The 22,000-nt window shown below is 42.3% G+C and carries 19 protein-coding genes; 6 read left to right on the top strand and 13 right to left on the bottom strand.

The features are described from left to right. Positions 1-47 precede the first annotated feature (47 nt). From IWX76_RS00855 to IWX76_RS00845, 3 genes are read left to right on the top strand one after another with little or no spacing between them, the layout of a single operon-like run. Positions 48-533, top strand: a complete 486-nt coding sequence (locus tag IWX76_RS00855) for a (2Fe-2S)-binding protein (RefSeq protein ID WP_196857972.1) — start codon at positions 48-50, stop codon at positions 531-533. Continuing rightward, entirely contained in the window at positions 526-1,545 is a 1,020-nt protein-coding gene (locus tag IWX76_RS00850; protein ID WP_196857971.1) for an FAD binding domain-containing protein, read from the top strand. Before IWX76_RS00855 ends, IWX76_RS00850 begins: the two co-directional genes overlap by 8 nt. 26 nt (positions 1,546-1,571) lie before the next feature. Next, positions 1,572-3,815: a xanthine dehydrogenase family protein molybdopterin-binding subunit gene (locus tag IWX76_RS00845; protein WP_196857970.1), complete on the top strand. Its 2,244-nt coding sequence runs from the start codon at positions 1,572-1,574 to the stop codon at positions 3,813-3,815. 37 nt (positions 3,816-3,852) lie between these two features. On the opposite strand, the gene IWX76_RS00840 is transcribed toward IWX76_RS00845, so the two are convergent. The 5 genes from IWX76_RS00840 to IWX76_RS00820 all read right to left on the bottom strand — a co-directional run bounded on the left by IWX76_RS00840 (position 3,853) and on the right by IWX76_RS00820 (position 10,878). Continuing rightward, positions 3,853-5,934 (bottom strand): xanthine dehydrogenase family protein molybdopterin-binding subunit, encoded by a 2,082-nt coding sequence (locus IWX76_RS00840; protein WP_196857969.1) that lies wholly within the window; start codon positions 5,932-5,934, stop codon positions 3,853-3,855. Positions 5,935-5,945: 11 nt separating this feature from the next. Then, positions 5,946-6,929, bottom strand: coding sequence for an FAD binding domain-containing protein (locus IWX76_RS00835; RefSeq protein WP_196857968.1), 984 nt, complete (start codon positions 6,927-6,929; stop codon positions 5,946-5,948). Then, positions 6,926-7,570, bottom strand: coding sequence for a (2Fe-2S)-binding protein (locus IWX76_RS00830; RefSeq protein WP_196857967.1), 645 nt, complete (start codon positions 7,568-7,570; stop codon positions 6,926-6,928). The genes IWX76_RS00835 and IWX76_RS00830 overlap by 4 nt, the downstream gene beginning before the upstream one ends. Positions 7,571-7,761: 191 nt before the next feature. Next, positions 7,762-9,780, bottom strand: a complete 2,019-nt coding sequence (locus IWX76_RS00825) for a BCCT family transporter (protein WP_196857966.1) — start codon at positions 9,778-9,780, stop codon at positions 7,762-7,764. An 87-nt stretch (positions 9,781-9,867) separates the two neighbouring features. Further along, positions 9,868-10,878 carry a glycoside hydrolase family 76 protein gene (locus IWX76_RS00820; RefSeq protein ID WP_196857965.1) on the bottom strand — a complete coding sequence of 337 codons (1,011 nt, stop codon included), beginning with the start codon at positions 10,876-10,878 and terminating at the stop codon, positions 9,868-9,870. Positions 10,879-11,156: 278 nt separating this feature from the next. Between IWX76_RS00820 and IWX76_RS00815 the strand changes: the two genes are divergently transcribed. Continuing rightward, positions 11,157-12,140 (top strand): aldo/keto reductase, encoded by a 984-nt coding sequence (locus IWX76_RS00815; RefSeq protein ID WP_196857964.1) that lies wholly within the window; start codon positions 11,157-11,159, stop codon positions 12,138-12,140. Positions 12,141-12,146: 6 nt separating this feature from the next. Here the strand turns inward: IWX76_RS00815 and IWX76_RS00810 are convergent, their stop codons facing one another. Then, the gene (locus IWX76_RS00810; protein ID WP_196857963.1) at positions 12,147-13,391 is read right to left on the bottom strand and encodes an MFS transporter; all 1,245 of its coding nucleotides are present in this window, start codon (positions 13,389-13,391) and stop codon (positions 12,147-12,149) included. A 31-nt stretch (positions 13,392-13,422) separates the two neighbouring features. Next, positions 13,423-15,786, bottom strand: a complete 2,364-nt coding sequence (locus tag IWX76_RS00805; RefSeq protein ID WP_196857962.1) for a beta-L-arabinofuranosidase domain-containing protein — start codon at positions 15,784-15,786, stop codon at positions 13,423-13,425. A gap of 357 nt (positions 15,787-16,143) precedes the next feature. Here IWX76_RS00805 and efp point away from each other — a divergent pair, with 357 nt between their 5' ends. Then, positions 16,144-16,704: an elongation factor P gene (gene efp, locus IWX76_RS00800; protein ID WP_196857961.1), complete on the top strand. Its 561-nt coding sequence runs from the start codon at positions 16,144-16,146 to the stop codon at positions 16,702-16,704. 67 nt (positions 16,705-16,771) lie between these two features. Here efp and IWX76_RS00795 read toward each other — a convergent pair whose 3' ends face one another. The 4 genes from IWX76_RS00795 to IWX76_RS00780 all read right to left on the bottom strand — a co-directional run bounded on the left by IWX76_RS00795 (position 16,772) and on the right by IWX76_RS00780 (position 19,398). Continuing rightward, positions 16,772-17,614: a VOC family protein gene (locus IWX76_RS00795; RefSeq protein WP_196857960.1), complete on the bottom strand. Its 843-nt coding sequence runs from the start codon at positions 17,612-17,614 to the stop codon at positions 16,772-16,774. Continuing rightward, entirely contained in the window at positions 17,614-18,243 is a 630-nt protein-coding gene (locus tag IWX76_RS00790; RefSeq protein ID WP_196857959.1) for a DinB family protein, read from the bottom strand. The genes IWX76_RS00795 and IWX76_RS00790 overlap by 1 nt, the downstream gene beginning before the upstream one ends. Before the next feature lie 36 nt (positions 18,244-18,279). Next, positions 18,280-18,729 carry an SRPBCC family protein gene (locus IWX76_RS00785; RefSeq protein ID WP_196857958.1) on the bottom strand — a complete coding sequence of 150 codons (450 nt, stop codon included), beginning with the start codon at positions 18,727-18,729 and terminating at the stop codon, positions 18,280-18,282. A gap of 93 nt (positions 18,730-18,822) precedes the next feature. Then, positions 18,823-19,398 carry a Crp/Fnr family transcriptional regulator gene (locus IWX76_RS00780; RefSeq protein WP_196857957.1) on the bottom strand — a complete coding sequence of 192 codons (576 nt, stop codon included), beginning with the start codon at positions 19,396-19,398 and terminating at the stop codon, positions 18,823-18,825. Positions 19,399-19,562: 164 nt separating this feature from the next. Between IWX76_RS00780 and dinB the strand changes: the two genes are divergently transcribed. Next, positions 19,563-20,663 (top strand): DNA polymerase IV, encoded by a 1,101-nt coding sequence (gene dinB / locus IWX76_RS00775; protein WP_196857956.1) that lies wholly within the window; start codon positions 19,563-19,565, stop codon positions 20,661-20,663. On the opposite strand, the gene IWX76_RS00770 is transcribed toward dinB, so the two are convergent. Beyond that, positions 20,650-21,582: an NADP-dependent oxidoreductase gene (locus IWX76_RS00770; RefSeq protein ID WP_196857955.1), complete on the bottom strand. Its 933-nt coding sequence runs from the start codon at positions 21,580-21,582 to the stop codon at positions 20,650-20,652. The two genes, dinB and IWX76_RS00770, sit on opposite strands and share 14 nt — an antisense overlap. A 33-nt stretch (positions 21,583-21,615) precedes the next feature. Then, positions 21,616-21,966 (bottom strand): HopJ type III effector protein, encoded by a 351-nt coding sequence (locus tag IWX76_RS00765; protein WP_196857954.1) that lies wholly within the window; start codon positions 21,964-21,966, stop codon positions 21,616-21,618. Between the last annotated feature and the right edge of the window lie 34 nt (positions 21,967-22,000).

The following is a 22,000-nucleotide window of genomic DNA, read 5'->3' as shown; positions in this document are numbered from 1 at the left end:
TCTTCATCAATAATTACCATTTGATTATTAACGCTTAACCTACGCTTATGCTACCTGCAGAAGAACATGTAACCACTCTTTATGTCAATGGGAAAAATTACCAGCAAAACTTCCAGCCCTGGGTTTCGCTACTTGATGCCCTAAGAGAATATTTGGACCTCACCGGGACCAAAAAAGGTTGTGATCATGGACAATGCGGTGCCTGCACAGTAATCTGTGATGGAAAGAGAATCCTCAGTTGCATGACCCTGGCCGTGATGAAAGACGGCTCCCAAATCACCACCATAGAAGGTATAGCCGATGAGGGTGAACTTCACCCATTACAACAGGCGTTTATTGATCACGATGCTTTTCAGTGTGGCTATTGCACACCGGGACAAATATGCAGTGCCATTGGACTGCTGCAGGAAGGCCATGCAAACACTCGTGAGGAGGTTAAAGAACTGATGAGTGGCAACCTGTGTCGCTGTGGGGCAAACATAGGCATCATTAACGCTATTATGGAAGTGAAAGACGGAGGTAAACATGCATAACTTTAGCTACACTAAAGCCAAAGATGTGCAAGACGCCATTGCGCAGCACAACGGAAATATGGGCACGAAATATATTGCTGGGGGCACCAACCTCACCGATCTGATGAAGTATTTTATCACTAAACCGAATCAACTGGTGGATGTTAACCAGCTAAAGGAACATCAAACAGTAGAGGAAAGTCCAGAAGGTGGACTACGTTTAGGAGCCATGCTGAGCAATGCCGATACGGCATATCATCCTGCAGTGGTATCACGTTATCCCCTATTGTCTAAAACCATTTTAGCAGGGGCTTCTGCACAAATCAGAAATATGGCTACCAACGGCGGAAACCTTTTACAACGTACCCGTTGTTATTACTTTTATGATGTCAATACCCCCTGCAATAAACGTGAACCTGGTTCTGGTTGTTCGGCTATAGGTGGTTATAATCGCATAATGGCCATTATGGGTACCAGTGATCTTTGTATTGCCGTATATCCTTCAGACTTGAGTGTGGCCCTTGCGGCAATGGAGGCTGTGGTTAATGTTTCCGGTGCAGACGGCCATCGTTCCATTGCCTTTGCTGATTTTCACCGTTTGCCGGGCGATACACCCCAGCTGGACAATAACCTGAAGCATGGTGAGGTCATTACCAGCATTGATTTACCAGCTCAAGGTTTTGAAAAGCACTATTCCTACCTGAAACTTCGCGATCGCAATTCCTATGCTTTTGCCTTGGTATCGGTGGCAACAGGACTGGATTTGGATGGCGACCGCATTAAAGATGCACGTTTGGCACTTGGTGGTGTAGCGCATAAACCCTGGCGAGTAAAGGCCGCAGAAGATTACCTCCGCGGTAGAATGGCCATCAAAGAAAATTTCGCTTCCGCAGCAGACATAATCCTCGAAGGTGCTGTTACCTATACTTATAATCATTTCAAACCCTCCCTAGCCCGTAAGGCCATTATACGGAATTGCATGATGGCCTTGGACCCTTCTTCACAATTACCGGGTGCCCAACCTTCCCTTTAATTAATTATAATGTTAAATCACTCTTTATGGCCGCTAAAGCATCAATAGGACAACCGATCAGCCGGTTGGAAGGTTACCAGAAAGTTACCGGTGCAGCGAAATTTGCCGGCGAATATAACGTGCCTGATTTACTGTATGGTTATGTCATCAACAGCACCATTACTAAAGGTAAAATAACGGCAATCTATACAGAACAAGCTAAAGCACTTTCTGGAGTCGTGGAAGTGTTTACGCATGAAAACCGACCATCAACCGCCAGGTTTGACATACAATATGCAGATATGGATGCTCCTCCCGGAATGGTGTTTAAGCCGCTAGCTGATGAGGAGATCAAATACAATGGTCAGCCGATTGGTTTAGTGGTTGCCGAATCCTTTGAACTTGCCCGTTATGCAGCAAGCCTGGTGATGGTAGAATATGTGGAAGAAATTTTTGCAACCGACCTGCAGGCCAACCTCGACAAGGCACGCGGCCCTAAAGTGAGCTTAGCCACCTTACTGAAACCTCTGCCTCCAAAGGACAAGGGTAATTTTGAGAAGGAATTTAAGAAGTCATATGCGCAATCAGAAGGTGAGTTTAAACACGGCACCGAACACCACAACCCTTTAGAGTTATTTACGACCACCACCGTATTTGAAGGGGAAGGTAAAGTGACCATTTATGATAAAACCCAGGGCACAGTTAATTCGCAACTCTATGTTGGCAATGTTTTCGGACTACGGTTTAAAAATGTGAGGGTGATCTCTACCTATGTGGGTGGTGCCTTCGGATCTGGACTACGACCACAATACCAACTTTTTCTATCCGTGATGGCGGCATTACAGCTTAAACGCCACGTGCGGGTAACGCTCGACCGCCAACAAATGTTTTCCTTCGGACACCGTCCACCTACGCTACAATATACCAGATTCGGTGCTCATCGTAATGGTAAAGTCAATGCTATGGCGCACCAGGCTTTTTCAGAAACATCGAGGTTTGAAGATTATACAGAAGTAGTGGTGAACTGGGCAAGCAAATTGTACCCTGCAGAACATACCAACCTGGAGCATAAGTTAGTTCCGCTGGATGTATTCACCCCCCTTGATATGCGCGCACCGGGAGGCAGCACTGGTATACATGCCATAGAAAGCACCATGGACGACCTGTCGTATAAACTAGGCCTAGATCCGCTGGAACTACGCTTGCTCAATTACACGGAAATTGATGGCACGGTAGATAAACCTTATTCCAGCAAGGAATTACTGGAGTGTTACCGACAGGGTGCAGCAAAATTCGGCTGGGCGAAGCGAAGTCCGGAACCCCGGAGCATGCGTCGCGGCAGCAAACTTGTAGGTTATGGCATGGCCACCGGTATCTGGGAGGTAAACAGGCTGCTCGCCCGCGCAGAAGCTGTGATGACACCTGAAGGCAAACTTCTAGTGAACAGTGCTGTGACTGACATTGGTACTGGAACATTAACCGTGATGACACAAATAGCGGCCGATGAACTCGGCCTGCCGGTTTCAGAAGTAACGTTTTCGTACGGAGACAGCAAAATGCCTTTCGCACCTATACAAGGTGGTTCCTTTACGGTATCTACGGTGGGCTCTGCAGTAAAGAAGACCTGTATGGAGCTAGGGAAGAAGTTATTAAAAGTGGCAAAAAACATGGATAAATCGCCATTGGCAGGAGCAGATATTAAGGAAGTCGTTTTTAAGGACGGCGCTATCGTGCTCAGAAAAAACACCACCGCCAGGGTGTCCTTCCACGAGATCATTGCCGCCAACAAAGGTAAAGTCATTAAAAGTAAAAATACATCAGTACCAAACCCACTAAAAACAAGAAAATATTCGAGTGCAACGCACAGTGCTGTATTTGTTGAAGTGGAGGTCGATGAGGAATTAGGGGTAATCAATGTGACTCGTGCTGTAACTGCTGTGGCTGCAGGCAACATCATTAATCCGAAAACGGCGAGGAGTCAGCTGTTAGGTGGAATGATTTGGGGAATCAGTAAAACTTTAAGAGAAGAAACCATCAGTGACCATGGCTTGGGAAAATATATGAATCAAAACCTAGCAGAATACCACATTCCAGTGCATGCCGATATACATGACCTGGACGTGATCTTTGTTACAGAACATGATGATGTGGTGAATGAAATGGGCACTAAAGGCATTGGGGAAATTGGAATTGTGGGCATGCCTCCTGCCATTGCCAATGCGATCTATCATGCCACAGGGAAAAGAATTAACCAGCTACCCATCCACTTTGACGTTTTGCTCAATGAGTAAACTGGATATTTGATGAGTAGCTGATTATGCGATAATTTTAAATCAATTTATCTGGTGTAATGGGTAAAGTCCTAATACGTTTTCCGGTTGCATTAAATACGGCATTGGCAATTGCCGGTGCCATTCCAACCAGAGAAATCTCTCCTAAGCCTTTTGAACCCATAGGGTTTGTATAAGGATCTTTTTTGTTCACGAAAAACACCTCCATCTTTGGGATATCCGCATTTACCGGAACATGGTAGTCAGCCAAATTATTGTTAATTGGTCGCCCAAAACGATGGTCAATAACCAGGTCTTCCATCATGGCCATACCTATACCACCTACTGCACCACCACTCATCTGACCGGCAGCCGTTTTTTCATTGATGATTGTACCTGCATCAGCACAAGAAACCACATGGTTAAGCCTGATCATCCCCGTTTCCGGGTGTACCTGCAACTTCACAAAGTGAACAGAAAAGGAATACATTGAATATTTCTTCATCTCATCGCCACCCTTTGAAGTAACGGTTACCTCCAGTTCTGTGCCTTTTTCTAACGTCCCCTGTTTTGCTTTTAAAGCCGCGCATGCTTCTACTACTGCCGAGCCTACAGATGAAGTTGTAGCAGAACCACCTTGTGTTGGGCCCGGTGGTAACCCCGTGCTTCCCATCTTTATGGTAATTTTATCTGTCGACAAATCCATTTCCTTGGCGGCAATGGCGGTCATCATCGTTGCCGTACCAGGTCCCATATCGTTTACGGAACACTCAAGCACTAATCTGCCATTGGCAAGAAGTTTTGCTTTTACTGATGTCGAATTTCTAAAGGCACCAAATGAACCTGTGCCCATTCCATAACCGGTTAGCCAGTCGCCTTCCTTCAAAGTGCCAGGTTCCATTTTACGGTTTTTCCAGCCAATATGGTCTGCACCCATTTCATAACATTCCTTCAGGTATTTGCTGGACCAAGGAATGTTCTTTTCGGGGTCCTGATCTGCATGGTTAACTAAACGAAACTCAAGGGGATCCATTTTTAAAGCATGGGCCATTTCGTCCATCGCACTTTCAAGGGCAAAAGCACCTGTCGCCTCTCCAGGGCCACGCATCCAAATTGGGGTACAGGTATTAAGTTCCACCAGTTTATATCGGGTAGTTACATTCGGGCATGCGTATAAAAACCGTGAAATGTTAACAGTCGCTTCAGTAAAGTCCTCATAAGTGGAGGTTTGTGCTATCGCTTCGTGTGTTAATCCGGTTAACTTCCCGTCACGTGTGGCACCGAGTCCCATTTTTTGTATGGTGATTGGCCTTGAACCCACATTAGTAAACATCTGTTCCCGGTGTAAAACAAGTTTTAATGGTCGTCCTACTTTTTTAGCGCCCAATACCGCCGCAATTTCATAAGGCCAGGTACGTAGTGCCATGCCAAATGCACCGCCAACATATTCTGCGTGCACAGTCACTTTCTCAGGAGTAAGTTTAAAGGCATCTACAAGTGAGCGCCTGGTAGACTCCACACCTTGTGTTTTGGTGTATACAGTCAATTGATCTTCGCCTTGCCAACTGGCAATAATACTTCCTAGTTCCATGGGATTATGCACTTCTATGGGTTGCACATATTCCTGCGCTATCGTTACAATGCCTTTTTTATAAGCATCTGCTTCTCCCCTGGTATAATCTTCAAACCTTGGACCAGTCGGCGTTTTTGCTTCCTCCAAATGCGATTCCAGGTTAGTTTGGTGTGCCGCTTTGGTGTATGTTGCTTTAATAAGCATGGCAGCATGACGACCTCTTTCAAACGTATCAGCTATCACCATAGCAATGGGCTGATCATAATATAAGATCTCATTATCATAAAAAATACGGAGTGGCTGACCAGTGGTAGGAGGTTTTGCAGGATCCTTGCCAGTTTGATAGCCAGGAATTTTAGGTGCATTTAAATAGGTCAAAACAGCAATGACGCCAGGAGCCCATTCTGCTTTTTTGATATCGATGGTTTTTATTCGGCCTTTAGCAATGGTACTGCCAACCAGAAAACCATAGACCATACCTTTGCTTTGATATTCAGCAGCATATGTTGCGGTACCGGTTACCTTCGCTATACCATCTACCCGGTTAATGGATTGTGATTTACCCATGAGATTATTAATTATGAAGCTGCAGCAGCCTTTGTTAAGGCTTCTACAATGCTGTTGGGTGCAAGTTTTAACTTAAAATTATTGTGTCCGTAGCCTGTGGCATTGCTCATGGCTAGTTTTGCGGCTTCACGAAAATTACCTTCTGTCGCGGCTTTGCCTTTAAGGAATTGTTCGGCTGCTGTTAATCGCCAAGGTTTATGTGCCACCCCACCCATCGCTAAGCGTACATCAGCGATGGTATTACCATCTATTCTGATGGCGGCAGCAACCGATATTAGCGCAAAAGCATAAGATGCACGGTCGCGTACCTTCAAGTAATGCACATGCGAACCAAATTGATTAGCAGGAATTTCCAGCCCCATGATCATTTCACCGCGAGCAAGGGTATGGTCAAGTTGTGGTTGATCACCCGGCAGTCGATGAAAGTCGGCAAAAGGAATACGACGTTCACCTTTTAAACCTTTTACCACCACGGTGGCATCGAGAGCCACCAAAGCGATACACATATCGCTAGGATGGACAGCAATACAACTTTCTGAAGCACCAAAGATAGCGTGCATACGGTTGAAGCCTTTTAAGGCCCCACAGCCTGTTCCCGGTTCTCTTTTGTTACAAGGTAAATCAGTGTTATAGAAATACGGACAACGCGTACGCTGCAGCATATTGCCGCCAACGGTTGCCATATTTCTGATTTGCTGGGAGGCGCCCTTTAACAAAGCCAAGGCTAATAATGGTTGTTGCTTTTTAACTAGGGCATCAGCAGCGACGACACTATTCAGCGCCATGGCGCCAATGTGTAAAGTCCCCTGACGTTCCTCAATTTTCTTTATATCAAGCCCGGTAATGTCTATGAGTTTATCGGGTGCAGCAACCCCTTTTTTCATCAGGTCTACTAAATTGGTGCCACCAGCAAGAAACTGGGCAGTACCGTCTTTAGTCACCGCGGTAATTGCAGATTCGGGCGTGGACGCCCTTACATATTGGAAATTTTTCATGGTTGTAGCCCCTCTTTATTTACCTCAGCAATGGCTTTAACAATATTATGATAAGCCCCACAACGACAAATGTTTCCACTCATGTATTCCCTGATATCGTCGTCAGTGTTCGCATGCCCTTCTTTGATACAGGCGATACCCGACATTACTTGTCCAGGGGTACAATAACCACATTGAAAGCCATCATGTTTAATAAAAGCTTCCTGTAATGGATGTAGATTTTTGCCATTAGATACACCCTCAATTGTGGTTATCTTTTTATCCTGTTGTGCGACCGCTAGGGTTAGGCATGACAATACCCTTTGACCATCCACGTGGACAGTACAAGCGCCACATTGCCCGTGGTCACATCCTTTTTTTGTTCCGGTAAGAGCCAGTTGTTCCCTAACGAGATCTAATAGAGTTACCCGTGGTTCCACAGATAAGTTGTGTTTCAATCCATTCACTTCTATGGAAAGGGGGATTTTTTCAAAATAAGCGGCAAACTTATCGTCAATATTAGCCTCTGCTGCTTTAAGCAACACGCCTGGGGATAGACTGAGGGCTGTAATTAGTGTTGACTGCCTGAGGAAATCACGCCGGCCATTACCAGCTGCTTGATTTACCTCTGCATCTTTTTGATGAGTATCTTTTTTCGACATAACCATTCAGCTGTTTGGGGTGAGGTAAATTGACAACCGCCGCCCCCATTATTTTGTTTTAAGTTAAGAATAATTTACGGGTAACATCACCATTACACATTCTTCTTCATACAATAAATTAAAACCATGTCATTAAAAAACTAGCTATTAATGACCAGTGAAAAATATGACAACTAAACTTACCATACATATTATGGCGTGTCTTTCAAAGTATTGTCAATGAACATTTCATTTTTCACCTCTGATGACAGTTCTACAAAACGCTCATATTGTTTAAGCGCATCGGCAATAATCTCATTTTTATTAAAATATTCAATGTTATAACCCATTCTGTTGTCACCAAAATAAGTCTTGGGAATATATGTTTTATTAATATCAACCCCTGGAATATTCTCTTCATTCACTAAAAAATCAGAAATCAATTTCGATTGACACCTCACCCCATAAGTGAAATCCTCAATAACATCATGTTTGATAGTCAGTTGCACCTCCATTGGTTTTTCATTAATTTGCACGACTGCTGTAATGCCCTTATTATTGAATTCTTCAGCAAGGTCTTCTAAAGCCGGGCGAACCCATTGCTGTAGAAATTTTTCCACTGCAGGACGGTTTTTATAAGAAAGGATGTGTTGAAGCCGCTCTTTCCAAAATTCTCCCGACCAGTTGTTTGCTGCAGGAGAATAACCCCTGGCGTAATAATTATGATCTAAAACCAAACCCTTGATGAGGCTGTAACAGAATAAACACATGATGATGGAGAAGGGTAAAGCCGTAATCAGGGTTAGTGTTTGAAGTGCCTGAAGCCCGCCGGCATTGAGCAATACCAGCGCTAAAATTGATAACAAGACGCCCCAAAAGATCAGTTGCCATTTAGGCGACTTTGCAGCATTATTTGTTGCTATGCTATTCATTACATAAATACCTGAATCGGCAGACGTGATAAAGAAAACGACAATGATAAATATGGCAAGTGAACTGGTTACTCCAGAGACGGGAAAATAATCCAGGAACCGGAACAGCAGTTCATCGGTGTTGTTAGCAATACTACTTAACACTTTATTTCCGATATTTCTGTCCACCCAAATGGCACTATTACCAAAAATCGTCATCCAAATAAAGTTAAAGATAGTTGGGATGACCAGTACGGCGCCGATAAATTCGCGAATAGTGCGTCCACGGGATATTTTAGCAATAAACAGTCCTACAAATGGCGACCAGGAAATCCACCAAGCCCAGTATAAAATTGTCCAACTGAAATACCACGGCTGACTTGCCGGGTCATAGGCATGCGTATTAAATGTTAAGGTAAAGAAGCTGGTGATATAGTATCCAATTCCTTCAGAAAAGGTACCTAAAAGATAGATTGTTGGTCCAAAAATAAGAATAAACGCCATTAGCAGTATTGCCGAGACGATATTAATCTGACTGAGCAGTTTCACTCCTTTGTTTACCCCGGAAGTGGCTGATAAGATGGCAACGGTCATGACCACTGCAACAATACCCACCTGGTAACCGAAGCCGGTGCCAGCTATCAACCCTAATTCAACAAGTCCAGCTGTTAGTTGTACTACGCCGAAACCCAGGGTTGTTGTTATACCAAAAAAAGTACTGCATAAGGCGAATGTATCAATCACATCGCCCGCCGGACCATTGATCTTATTTTTTAAAATCGGATAAAAGCAACTGCGGAGTGAAAGTGGTAAGCGAAAGCGATAGGCAAAATAAGCAAGCGACAAACCTACCACGCCATAAATTGCCCAGGCATGAATACCCCAGTGAAAAAAAGTAAAAAGCTGGGCATTCCTTGCACGTTGAGTCTCTTCAATACCGGCGAAGGTAGGATCTGAAAAATGTGCCATGGGTTCTGCTACACCAAAATACATCAGTCCAATACCCATTCCTGCGGCAAAGAGCATAGATATCCACGAAAAAAAAGAGTACTCCGGGTCAGCATCATACTCGCCCAGTCGGATGGATCCAAACTTACTAAACAATAGAAACAACAGAAATATTACAAATATGGTTACTGACCAAACGTATACCCAGTTGAGGTTAATAAATATCCATTCCTGTACTATCCCTAAATAATAGGCAGTCTGCCCAGGAAAGAAGCTGGATAGAAACGTTATGGAAAGTATAAAAATCAGACTCGGTACTACAATCCCTTTTTTAAAGGTAGATTGTTTAAATATGTTTGTCAACCTGTCCATGATGATGTCTTTAAATTATTCCAAAGTTACGCTTCCAGTTTAATAACAGAAACTTGAGCAAGTTGGAGAGTTTAAAGCATTATAATTTTATTTTACCAGTTGAGCCAATCGTGCATATATTTCCAGCATGCCAGCCTGATCAATTAGTGCCTTATGCTGACCATCCTTTAAGAAATTTTGCGCGTCTCGTTGTGCCCAAATGGCATCAGCATCTGTGACAAAGAAGTCGATCCAGCCCCAGTTTTTATCAATGCTATAAAGCTCCTGGCATCCCCTTAACAGCACCGCATTAAACCAATAGTCTTTAGGCAAGCGATTATTTTTAAAGAAATGTGTCTTTGCCGCTGTTGCAATGCGTTGAGCTTCCAATAAATATTTCTTATCCTTAGTTATATTATACAATAAAGCATTAGCCTGCATCATACTACCAGCATTATAAGTAAAAAAAGTTTGGTCAATTTTTAAGGAAGGAATTTTAATTGCGTCATAGAACAATCCATTCGGGGCCTGCAAAGTTTTATTCGTCCAGTTATACACGGACATGGCAGTTTCCAGGTATTTTTTTTCTTTAGTTACTTTATAAAGCTGCAGAGCGATTAAAATTGCCGGGCCATTTGAACAGGTGTTTTTGCTATCCAACTCACCCTCCTTCCAGTAAAGTCCTCCACCAGCTACAGTATCCAAACCGGTCATCATGAAATCGTGTATCATTACCGATGCCTGTAGGTATTTAGGATCGGGATTACGCTGGTAAGCATCCAGATAGGTAATGGCAATCCACTGGTTATCGTCGTAAAACCGCGAACTTTTCCGTTCTGCAGTTACATAATCCTGGTAAGCTACAGGTACAACCGGACTATAATATTGGTCAATGGCTTTCACCACCGGTTCCATGTGTTTTTTACCAGGCATCACCACATCAACTTCATGACTGGCCTGCAGCAACGCACAAAGTGGCCATAACCAGGAATGTGGATTGTCTTTTTGAACACGATCGGCTGTCTCGTAATATAAACCTGTTATCCCGGCTTTAAAGTGCTGGTCAATATTGTCGACCAGTACATCTACCCGCTCCTGATATTTTGTAGACTGTGTCATAGCGGGTAGGCTTGATACTGCAAATAATAGCATAAAAACGAAGGGTAAGGCGCTGGTAAATTTAGTTTGTTTTCGAATCTTGGTCATTATGATATAAATATTTGGTTTATCGAATATAGGTGTTTCAAAAAATATAGATTGGCGCCACACAGATATTGGGATGTAAATAATTTAGTTGGGTTTGTTTCGTTACAAGATTATTTCTACAATTCACAATCAAACAAATGCCTGGCAAATTGTTATATTAAATAAAATCATATTACCATAAATACATTTACATGAATTTTAGACCCTTTAGAGATACAAACATTGCAGAAGTTGGATTAGGAACATGGCAGTTAGGGAGTGCTGATTGGGGAACAGTTGATCAAGATGCTGCACTGAACATTTTGCAAGCTTACGTTGATGCAGGTGGTAATTTTATTGATACGGCTGATGTTTACGGCATGGGTGTGAGCGAACAGCTAATTGGCAAGTTCCTTAAAACTGCCGGACATGAAATACATGTGGCAACGAAACTAGGTCGGCGCGGCGACCATGAAAATGGCTGGCCACAGAACTTCAGTTATGAAGCCATGAAAAAGCAAACCGAAGAATCCTTGCAACACTTAGGTTTGAAGCAATTATTTTTGCAACAATTACACTGCATCCCCACTGAAGAACTGCGTTCGGGAGAAGTCTTTGACCATTTGAGGCGTTTACAAAGCGAAGGACTGATTAAACATTTTGGTGCGAGTGTGGAAACAAGTGAAGAAGCGCTTATATGTTTGAAACAGGAAGGTCTGGCATCGTTACAAATGATATTCAACCTGTTTCGTCAACATGTGGCTGATGAAATATTCGCCAAAGCAAAAGAGAAAGGTGTGGCATTAATTATCCGCGTGCCCCTGGCCAGTGGTTTGTTAAGTGGTAAATTTAAAGAAGATACCAGTTTTGCTAATAATGATCACCGAAATTTCAATGCAAACGGCGACCAGTTTAATGCCGGAGAAACGTTTTCGGGTATTGAATTTAAGGAAGGTATAAAGTTGAGTACCGCCATAAAAACCTTACTTCCTGATGAAAGGATGGCACAATGGTCTATTCGGTGGATTCTTGATCATCCGGAAGTAACAACCGTGATCCCGGGAGCGTCAAAAGTGAATCATGTGCAAAGTAACGTAGAAGCGTCTCCATTAGACCCGCTTTCAAATGAAACTCACAAAGCACTGAGAGAATTATATGACTCCAAAATCAAGGATCAAATCCGTGGACATTACTAAAACAGCTTATTCGGTATAATCGAGGTCTTTGGAAAAAGTCTCGTCCATTTTGCGGAGGGCAAGAAAAGCAACCAATATACTCACGATGGCAACAACAATACCTGCGTATACAATATTTCCATCAAATAGATTTTTCAACAATTGTGTAAGGATCGAGAGGGGCACTACTGCCCCTCTTACAAAATTAGGCACTGTTGTGGTTACTGTTGCGCGGATATTAGTTCCAAATTGTTCCGTTGCAATGGTCATAAAAATCACCCAGTACCCTACCGTAAATCCGAGAAATGTGCAGACAACATAAAAGGTAAAAATCTCCACATTCTGCATCATAAAATAAGCCGTAATGGCTATAGATGACAACACTAAATAAGTGTAAACTACCTTGATGCGGCTTTTAAGGTACTGACTTAATAAACCGCTGGCGATATCACCAAGTACAAGTCCCGCATAACAGCATGCTACGGCAACGCCGGCATCAACCACCCCTTTAACACCAAGTGCCCTGCCAAATTCTGGCGACAACGTGATGAGAATACCCACTACAAACCACAAGGGAACACCAATTACAATACAGTTAATGTATTTGTAAAGCCGTTTTTTATCCGCAAATAAATAGAAGAAATCACCTCTTTTTACATCAGTTTGTGTGGCCCTTCCAAATAGCCCGGATTCCGCAACACCTATCCGGAGAAACAATAAGGAAAGTCCCAAACCTCCACCAATAAAATAAGATGTACGCCAGTCAAAATATTGCGCAATAAAAAATGCAGCTACTGCCCCACTTACGCCTACCGTAGCCACTACCGTTGTGGCATAACCGCGTTTTTCTCGAGGCATCAATTCTGCGACCAGCGTAATGCCCGCGCCAAGTTCACCTGCCAAGCCAAAACCGGCAATAAAACGCCACAACGCATAGGCTTCCACAGAAGTGACAAAGCCATTTGCAATATTAGCCAGGGAATAGAGAAAAATGGAACCAAAGAGCACCGACAAACGGCCTTTTTTATCGCCAAGTGTACCCCAAAAGATACCACCTAACAACAAGCCTATCATTTGAATATTTAACAATAACAATCCGCTATCGGTAACCTGTTGTGGATTTAAACCCAAAGACTGCAAACTTGATACCCGTACAATGCTAAACAGCAAGAGGTCGTAAATGTCTACAAAATAACCCAGGGATGCGACAATTACTGCTGCACTGAACAATTTTGTTTGGCCAGACCTGGGGCTGCTTGATGGTGGTTTCATATTTAGTCGTGATTTTCTGAACACATTTTTTTTACTTCATTAACCTCACTTCAAAAATATTGGCAATAGCTGATTTTTCTTTGGCTACAAATTTCACCTCCAATTCCTTTGCATTTATCCCCGCTGGAAGCTGATAGTCTACATCTACAAAATCCCGACCTTTGGTGCCGTCTAATTCAACATGGCTAATGAGGATATTATTGATAAAAATATCAAAATTTCTATCTTTCTCCGCACCAAAATAAGTTAACCTGAGTTTTTTAGCTAAGCCTTTAGGGTTTCGAAGCACATAACTAAACCACCCTTTTCCGGTACGGAAATGCCGCTCCATGAATAAGCCGTTTTCAGCGTTTTCACTTTTAAATTGATGATCTGATTCAGGTTGTTGTTGACCCGTATTGACCTGATCGACGGTTTGCGCTTCCAGTGCCGCAGCAGCTATTTCTCTTTTTTTCACTGCGCTTAATAAGCCATCTAATCGATCCGGGCTGGTATACGGCCAGTAAATGGTGTACCTGGTATCATGAAGTTTATAAAATGGCACTAAATCGAGGTCCTTATATTTCTGCTGATGAATAAGGGATGGTGCCTTAAAAGTTAGCGGTCCTTTCTTTGATTTTATTAGGCCTTTGACCAGCGCAGCTTTAGAAGACACAATTAAAGGAGCCTCGTCTAATGACATTAGAGGGCCAGAAGCAATATGCCCCATCCTGCTGCCGTCAGCTTTTAAACCAGTCATATCGTTGTTATCTGTGGCAGCGGCCAACACCATTGGCCCGTGCACAAATGACACCCAATCACTCTGATCCGGCAAAAATTCTGCCTGGGTATGCATTGGCAGGGTAATGTTGATCCGGTCGCCGTTTTTCCATTGTCGTTTTATACTGACATACGAAGCTGAATCTTTAATTAGCTGCTGCTCTTTGCCATTAATGCTAAGCTTCATTTTCTCAGGAGCTACCCAGCTCGGATACCTAAAATGAATGGTAAATTTTGCAGGTTTATCGAGCGTTAACGTAAGGCTTGAATGTTCACTTTCCGGGAAAGTGGTATGCTGAACAAGTTTTAATCCCTGCTCCTTCCAAGTTAACTCAGAAGCCATAAATAAATTAACATACAATGATTTATCCTGATGCGCATAAATCAGCTCTCCATATTTACCATGATTTTCCAACCCTGAACCTACACAGCACCAGAAGCCTTCATGTGGCTGAGAATACACCCGGTAATGGCCTGGACGCATGGGGGTGAAATAGACAAAACCACCGTCTGGATGTTGTGAAGAAAGAATATGATTATACACCGTACGCTCATAATAATCCATATATGGAGCTGTATGGTGGTTTAGGAACAGCTGTTTACTTAGTTTCAGCATGTTATAGGAATTACAGGTTTCAGGTCCTTCCCGCGATTCCATCATGGAAGAGAAATTGTCGACTGGATGAAAATGTTCACGGACACTGTTCCCACCTATAGATACGGTTCTTTTATTCACCACCGTATTCCAAAAAAAATCAGCAGCACCAGCCCAGTCCGAATCACCAGTAAGTTCAGCTACCCGCATATAGCCAATCACCTTAGGTATTTGTGTATTGGCATGCATGCCCGTTAACACGTCCTTTTGCTTTAACAGCGGATCTAAAATCAAGCGCTGTGAAAACTGACGTGACAACTTGAGGTAACGCTCCTCACCGGAAATCTCCGCCACATCAGCAAAAACTTCATTTAAACCACCATATTCACTTAGTAATAATTCCTGGATCTGCTGGTCTGAAAGACCTGCTGTTAAGTGGTAAGCCCATTCGGCAAATTTAAGCAACATACTTTTAGCCTTTTCATTACCCGTATGTCGATAAGCATCGATAAGTCCGGCATAAGTTTTATGAATGTTATACAGCGGCACCCATTTATCATTGAGCGAAAAGCTAGCCGCCTTTATTTTACCTGCAGCAATATCTTTCCAAATGGCCTTGCCACCTGGCACCCCTCCAATATAACCATCACCATTAGCCAGCTGGCATTTTTCCAGCTCATTGAGCATATATGTTAACCTTGCTTTCACATTGGCATCGCCAGTAGCGGCATACATATTAGCTAAGGCAGACAAGTAATGGCCCCCGATATGACCATCCAGACCTGTGTTTTCCCAATTGCCGTAACTTGTGTTTTTTGGTTCCAGTCCTGATTCTCTTTGGAAAGGTGCCAATAGGCGATCCGGATCCATGGCCAGCATATATTTTTTATCAGTTTGTTGTGCCTGCAGAAAAGGGCCATTTAATAGCTTGACCGAGGCTAAAGGAAAAGCTTGCAATTTCCCTGTTTGTGCCTGCGTGCCAACTATTGGGAGAAGCAAGACTAAAATACCATAAAAACGACGACGATTGTTCCTTACCATAGGCCTAAGCTAGAGATATATTTATTAAATGTCAAGGTAACATTTAATATCCCTATGGAGAATTCCATTAAATCTTTAGTTTTCATAACCTTTCATTTAATCTGACTAGTATTTATAATTAAAAGCAGCTGCAATTGCCAGTAAATTCAGGATGCTTTACCAACTTGCATTTGCCTTTAAACGCTAATTAAAGATACGGGATGTTAGGCTAAGGATGAGGCTTGAAAGCGACATCATTAGGGGGTATTGCGACAAAAAACACCTCAAAGACACCAATAAGCATTACTTATCACTTTCAATTATAAATAGTCAAAAAAGCATATATCTTTGTGCAAATTTTTTACAATTAAATTCTTTATGGCAAAGGCATCAGAAATTAAAGTTGGTAATACATTACGATTTAACAATGAACTGGTAATCGTTTTAGAAATCATACATCGTACACCTGGTAAAGGTGGAGCTTTCTACTTAGGTAAATTCCGTAACATTAAAACTGGTAAAATTGTAGAAGCTCGTTTAGCAACTGATGAGCAAGTAGAAATTTGCCGTGTGGAAACAAATGACTTCCAATATTTATACGAAGAAGGCGACTACTTTGTCGTAATGGACAATGTTACTTTTGACCAGTTCAATGTAGCTAAGGCATTATTCGGCACTTCTGCAAAATTTTTAAAAGAAGGTATGGATGTGATTGTTTCTTTCGAAAGCGAAGAACCAATTATGGCACAGGCTCCAAATTTTGTGGAGTTAGAAATCACTTACGCGGAGCCCGCTGTTAAAGGCGATACTTCATCAGGAGCACAAAAATATGCAACAACTGAAATTGGCGTAGAGATTAAAGTTCCTTTGTTTGTACACCAGGGTGATAAGGTTAAAGTTGATACCCGCACAGGAGAATATGTTGAACGTGTTAAATAAATAATACTGTTTTTAGTTAAATACCTGCGATATAGTTTTATAAACCTCTCTTTATCGCAGGTATTTTTTATGCAGCAGCTTGTTTAATGGCTTCGATATCAAACTTTGTCATTTGCAAAAAAGCTTCTGTAACCTTGATCGCCTTATCTGGGTCGCTCATCAGCGGAACTAAAATGGAAGGTACTATTTGCCACCATACACCGAAAGCATCTCGACACCAGCCACAGCGTCCTTCCATACCGTCTTCGGTTAAGTTAAGCCAATAAAAATCTATTTCCTCCTGAGTATCACACTCCACCACCAGGCTGAGCCCTTCGTTAAAAGCGAAATCATGCTCCATTGCGCTTTCCATGACCGCCATGCGGCTACCATCGAGGAAAACCTCGCCGTATTTTATGTGGCCTTCTATATCGTTGTCGCCAGGCTCATACCTGGCTATCACTTCAATAGCAGAGTTTTTAAATAGAGAGGTGTAAAAATTGATTGCATTTTCTGCTTGTCCATTTTGCTCACCTGTAAATAACAAGGATGGGAATAAATCAGCTTTTTCCTCAGGTTTGCCTAATGCCAGCTGCCAGGAAATTCCATATTTATCCTGTACCCAGCCATATTTATCACTCCATGGATAAACATCGAGTGGCATCATCACCTTTCCTCCCTCACTAAGTTTATTCCAGCGCTGCTCCACTTCTTGTGCTGATTCACAAACGTTAAAAAAGGAGATCGATGGATTGGGTTTATAAGCTGGGCCACCATTTAATAAGATAAACTGTTTGCCATTGATATCAAGGGTAACAACTACTGGGTTACTTGCTTTAATTTTGGCGTTTAGAAAGGTATCTGTATAGAATGCCGCGGCTTCTTCTGCCTGGTTATCAAACCAAAGGCAAGGATAAACTGTATTTTTCATTACTTTGGGAAATTAGGGTCTGCTTTAATTTCTTCAATTTGTGCCGTATGCCTGGATGTATGTGCAGCAATGTATAAAAAACCGTGGTAAGCATCAACAGGCCCGAAATAAGAATCGTTGACGCGGTTGCGCATATCATCGACTGAAAATTGGTTAAGGTAAGTTAATATAGTCTCCCTGCTTTTTTGCAAATCAGCAAGGGCAGTAGCCGGCTGAGTATAAGTGCCTTTCCCCACGATGTTTTCTGGTGCTTTGGCTTTCGAAGTCCTGTCGTTCATCCCTTTGATCAACTCCTCATCTTTGACCTTCACGTCTTTCTTCCGTTCTGGATTAGCTGCCTTTTCCATACCTTGTTTAGCATAATCAAAAAGGGCTTTTTCGGTGAGTAAAATATGGTCAAGGCATTGACTAATGGACCACTTGTCGTCTGCAGGTTTAAATTGCAGTTGCGCTGCACTCAGGCCATCTATACTTTTCTTCAATGCATCAAATGTTTGCTGATAGTAGCTAACCATAAATTCTTTTCCATTTACAGAGGTTGCTGCTAAGGTATCCGTTGTAGCCTTCCGCTGTGCGAAAGTATGGCCAACGGCAACAAATAGAAGTATTCCGGTGATTAATTGTTTCATAAAATTTAATTAAGGTGTTTATAAACTTTAAAGCCTTTATGCCTCACAAATTTCCTTCAGCTTTTTTAAAGCTTTTGGATAAGTCGTTTTAAAATAATCAACCATCTGCTCGTTCACATCTACTTCAACAGTTACTGTAGATTGGCCATTATCACCTGTAAACGTATAGTTTTCATAGGCCCCTATCCAATCTTCTACATGGGGGCCATCTTTCACTTCCTTATCCCCATCCACCATGGCAATGTATTCTATAGAAACAAATTCTTGAGGGATATGCTCTTTAATCAAGCCCACCATCCCCTCTTTTTTACCTTCTTTATTGGTGCCAACAAAAGAAATTTTTTCGCCTTTATTCCAACTGCCTTCGAAATCCGAAGTAGGATTAAAAACACTTGTCCATTGACGGTATCCTTCATTTTCCAGCATGGTCTGATAAACTTTGGCGACGTCTGCCTGGATGTCTGTTTTAAACTGCATTCTTTCCATATGATCTAAGTTTTGATTGTTAAGTTTATTTCTGCTAATCAAAATTAAATCAATTCGTTAGCAATCCTCTTGCCTTATGACAAGAAACACAGGCTATGTATCTTTTACCAGTTCTTTTCTGATACGGCTTAAGGAGGTGTCAGTTATCCCTAGATAACTGGCAATAAATTTTAATGGGGCTTGTTGTAGAATATGGGGATGCTGACGTTGTAAACTTTTATAGCGCTCACTTGCCGAATCTGAAATCATAGAAATGGATCGCTGTTTCAGTTGAAATAAGCTTTCAGACATCCATTCACGGCCCCATTCATTTAGCCCTTTCATGGAATGGTATAACCCCTGAAAGGTTTCTAAATCTATTGAATAACATTCACCATCGGTTACTGCCTGGAAATATTCGATCGTGGGGATCCTGCGAAACAAGGATGCTACATCAATAGCAATCTCATTAATTCCTATAAATCCTGTGGTAATATCGTGGCCATCATAATCGTATACAAAAGACCTGATTAAGCCATTTGACACACAATAATAGGCATTAGCCACTTGCCCTTTTTTAAGCAGAAAATCTCCCTTTTGGAAATTAAACTTATGATGCGCTTCAAAGATGATTTCAAGATCTTGAGGCTTTAACAAGGGATGTTGATAGACCTTTTGTAATGCTGTCATCAGGGTATTATTTAATTAAAGATAAATATTTTACTTGTTGTTTTATCAGTACAGAAGATAAAGATGGCTACTTGTAAATGACAAACAACTTGAAGGTAATTGGTACATTTGGTAACAAAACATAGTTTTGACTTCAATAGCCATTTAGGAGAAAGGAAATTTTTATGGCGGACGAAACTTTAAATAACCGCAAAATCATTCATATTGACATGGATGCATTTTATGCATCGGTCGAGCAGCGGGACCACCCAGAATACCGCGGTAAACCTTTGGTTGTTGGTGGCCAGCCCGAAGGCCGGGGTGTGGTTGCTGCAGCCAGTTATGAAGCTCGCGAATACGGTATCCACTCGGCCATGCCATCAAGAACCGCCTACCAACGTTGTCCACAAGCTTTATTTGTCAGACCCAGATTTGATGCTTATAAAGAGGTTTCTCAAAAAATTCGGGAGATCTTTCACCGCTACACTGATCTGGTTGAACCCTTGTCCCTTGATGAAGCATATTTGGATGTTACTCATGATAAATTAAACATTGGCTCAGCACTTGAAATAGCAGCGCAAATAAGGACAGCCATTAAGAATGAACTGCAGTTAACAGCTTCTGCGGGCGTATCAATCAATAAGTTTGTTGCAAAAATAGCTTCGGATATCAATAAACCCGATGGATTAAAGTTTATTGGTCCCTCTGCCGTTGAGGCTTTCATGGAAAAACTACCGGTTGAAAAATTTCATGGCGTGGGCAAAGTAACTGCCGCCAAAATGAAGTCGATGGGCATACATAACGGTGCCGACCTTAAGAACCTCACGGAACAACAACTAACCTGGAGGTTTGGAAAATCAGGCCGGTTCTATTACCAGATTGTGCGTGGTATCGATCACCGTGAAGTTCGGCCCCATAGGGAAACAAAATCGTTGGCCGCTGAAGACACCTTTGCGCATGACCTATCTACGATGGAAGAGTTGGAAAACGAACTAGACCGTATAGCCGAACTGGTTTGCGACCGTTTAGCCAGAAAAAACCTGAAAGGGCGCACCATCACATTGAAAGTAAAATACAATGATTTTACGCAAATAACAAGGAACAGGTCCTTCCCATTCCCTGTTGGCGATCTGGAAACCATCAGCACTACAGCCAAACAATTGTTAACGAACACTTTTTCTGAAGATCAGAAAATCAGGTTACTGGGTATATCACTTTCTAATTTCGTCGACTTAACAGAGCGGTCGAAGGCAGCGATGGCGGGTGACCAGCTTAGCTTATTTTAATCACCACTTTTCCACGAACGCCTTGCGTTTCTATCAAATGATGGGCTTGGACAACTTCTTCCATGGCGAACACTTTTGAAACTTCCACATTAAGCTGGCCCTCTTTTAGCATACCTGCAATTTGTTGCAATGTTTCTTGATGAGCTGTCATCATAAACCAGATCAGCTCTACTCCACGCTCCCGTGCCAGTTCAATGGCTTTAGGATCATCTTTAGTAAAGGATGGCAGACAAACCACCCTTCCACCAGGTTTAACACAAGCAATTGAACGATAGAGGACTTCGCCTCCCATAGTATCCATAACAGCATCAAGGTCAGTGGCAATGGTTTCAAATCTCTCCTCCATATAATCAATGGGCTGGTCAAGTCCTAAGTCTTTTAAAAAATCCAGGTTTTTACCAGAAGCCGTACCACTCACCCAGGCACCACTTATCTTGGCGAATTGTAAGGCTAAGTGGCCGACGCCCCCTGCTGCCGACTGGATTAATACCCGCTGACCGGCCTTTACCTTTAAATGTTCATGAATAGCCTGGTAAGCTGTTAATCCAGCTAAAGAAACCGCTGCTGCCTCTTCAAAAGAAACATTTTCTGGTTTTTTAACCACAGCATCCGGATGGGTAACTACATATTCACTGTAAGTATTGGAAATGCAACCAAAAACCTCATCCCCCACAGCAAAACCTTGCACATTTTTACCCATAGCCTCAATAATTCCAGACATATCTTTTCCTAGAACAGCTGGTAGCTGCAAACTACTGCAGGACACATGTTTCCCTGAACGGATCTTGGCGTCCACAGGATTTAGTCCTGCTGCTATTACCTTTATTAGTAGCTGGTCATGGCCATAAGGAGGCATTTCTACAGTGGCGATGTGTAATTTATTGGCATCCCCGAATTCGTTGATTAAAATGGCTTTCATGGTTTTGGTTGGTTGCTGGTTAAATAGTATAGTTTAATTGGCTGAAATAGCAGTTAGCACTGTCCCTTCAAACTGAATACCATCCCAGCCATTTGACATAAATTGCCTGATATTTTGGTGATCTGTTGCGTCCGGTTGTGCTAATACGGCCTGGTAATGCTCGGCAAATAGCGTAAGGGTTTCTGCCGCATTCAGGTTATTGATTTGCGCAAAAGCAAAAACTTTTGCACTACCCTGATTTTGCGTAGCTTCATTATAAGTATCCCCATTTTTAAAGGCAGTGGGTTGGTGAGTATAGTATGTTTCAATAAATGTAATTACCGAAGAGAATGGAATGGTATTGGCTTTTAAACCGGCAAGTAAAGTATTTAATTGATCTTTCATGAATATGTATTTTATAATTAACCGGGCAGCATTC

The sequence above is a fragment of the Pedobacter sp. CAN_A7 genome (assembly GCF_015752175.1).
In the GTDB taxonomy this organism is placed as follows: domain Bacteria; phylum Bacteroidota; class Bacteroidia; order Sphingobacteriales; family Sphingobacteriaceae; genus Pedobacter.
This window is presented reverse-complemented; position numbering and strand designations above follow the sequence as displayed.

What these genes read in the sequence shown, in the direction of transcription:
- IWX76_RS00855 (WP_196857972.1), top strand. Translation starts at nt 48, where the DNA reads ATGCTACCTGCAGAAGAACATGTAACCACTCTTTATGTCAATGGGAAA.
- IWX76_RS00850 (WP_196857971.1), top strand. Translation starts at nt 526, where the DNA reads ATGCATAACTTTAGCTACACTAAAGCCAAAGATGTGCAAGACGCCATT.
- IWX76_RS00845 (WP_196857970.1), top strand. Translation starts at nt 1,572, where the DNA reads ATGGCCGCTAAAGCATCAATAGGACAACCGATCAGCCGGTTGGAAGGT.
- IWX76_RS00840 (WP_196857969.1), bottom strand. Translation starts at nt 5,934, where the DNA reads ATGGGTAAATCACAATCCATTAACCGGGTAGATGGTATAGCGAAGGTA.
- IWX76_RS00835 (WP_196857968.1), bottom strand. Translation starts at nt 6,929, where the DNA reads ATGAAAAATTTCCAATATGTAAGGGCGTCCACGCCCGAATCTGCAATT.
- IWX76_RS00830 (WP_196857967.1), bottom strand. Translation starts at nt 7,570, where the DNA reads ATGTCGAAAAAAGATACTCATCAAAAAGATGCAGAGGTAAATCAAGCA.
- IWX76_RS00825 (WP_196857966.1), bottom strand. Translation starts at nt 9,780, where the DNA reads ATGGACAGGTTGACAAACATATTTAAACAATCTACCTTTAAAAAAGGG.
- IWX76_RS00820 (WP_196857965.1), bottom strand. Translation starts at nt 10,878, where the DNA reads ATGACACAGTCTACAAAATATCAGGAGCGGGTAGATGTACTGGTCGAC.
- IWX76_RS00815 (WP_196857964.1), top strand. Translation starts at nt 11,157, where the DNA reads ATGAATTTTAGACCCTTTAGAGATACAAACATTGCAGAAGTTGGATTA.
- IWX76_RS00810 (WP_196857963.1), bottom strand. Translation starts at nt 13,391, where the DNA reads ATGAAACCACCATCAAGCAGCCCCAGGTCTGGCCAAACAAAATTGTTC.
- IWX76_RS00805 (WP_196857962.1), bottom strand. Translation starts at nt 15,786, where the DNA reads ATGGTAAGGAACAATCGTCGTCGTTTTTATGGTATTTTAGTCTTGCTT.
- efp (WP_196857961.1), top strand. Translation starts at nt 16,144, where the DNA reads ATGGCAAAGGCATCAGAAATTAAAGTTGGTAATACATTACGATTTAAC.
- IWX76_RS00795 (WP_196857960.1), bottom strand. Translation starts at nt 17,614, where the DNA reads ATGAAAAATACAGTTTATCCTTGCCTTTGGTTTGATAACCAGGCAGAA.
- IWX76_RS00790 (WP_196857959.1), bottom strand. Translation starts at nt 18,243, where the DNA reads ATGAAACAATTAATCACCGGAATACTTCTATTTGTTGCCGTTGGCCAT.
- IWX76_RS00785 (WP_196857958.1), bottom strand. Translation starts at nt 18,729, where the DNA reads ATGGAAAGAATGCAGTTTAAAACAGACATCCAGGCAGACGTCGCCAAA.
- IWX76_RS00780 (WP_196857957.1), bottom strand. Translation starts at nt 19,398, where the DNA reads ATGACAGCATTACAAAAGGTCTATCAACATCCCTTGTTAAAGCCTCAA.
- dinB (WP_196857956.1), top strand. Translation starts at nt 19,563, where the DNA reads ATGGCGGACGAAACTTTAAATAACCGCAAAATCATTCATATTGACATG.
- IWX76_RS00770 (WP_196857955.1), bottom strand. Translation starts at nt 21,582, where the DNA reads ATGAAAGCCATTTTAATCAACGAATTCGGGGATGCCAATAAATTACAC.
- IWX76_RS00765 (WP_196857954.1), bottom strand. Translation starts at nt 21,966, where the DNA reads ATGAAAGATCAATTAAATACTTTACTTGCCGGTTTAAAAGCCAATACC.